Raw genomic sequence first — 256 nt, forward strand, 5'->3', positions numbered from 1 at the left:
CTTATTACTAGCTCGCCAACGCTTTTCGCAAGTTATTACGTCCTTCATCGCCTCTGACTGCCAAGGCATCCACCGTATACGCTTGGTCACTTAACCATACAACCCAAATGAGTTTCACTTACGTGAACTCTGGGTCATATCATGACCAGCTGGTTTTTACTTGTCTCACCTCCGGGTAGGAAGTGGACTCGCCTTAGTTTTTTAGAATATTCAAGACACTTAAACAGTGTGTTGAGAACTCAAGTGTTAATGCTTT

1 rRNA gene is annotated in these 256 nt (G+C 43.4%); it reads right to left on the reverse strand.

Annotation, left to right across the window (positions count from 1 at the left end):
- Window positions 1–96, reverse strand: a 23S ribosomal RNA gene (locus H5114_RS20295); the annotation flags it as partial.
- Window positions 97–256: the final 160 nt, after the last annotated feature.

The organism is Shewanella sp. SR43-8 (assembly GCF_014163775.1).
GTDB lineage: Bacteria > Pseudomonadota > Gammaproteobacteria > Enterobacterales > Shewanellaceae > Shewanella > Shewanella vesiculosa.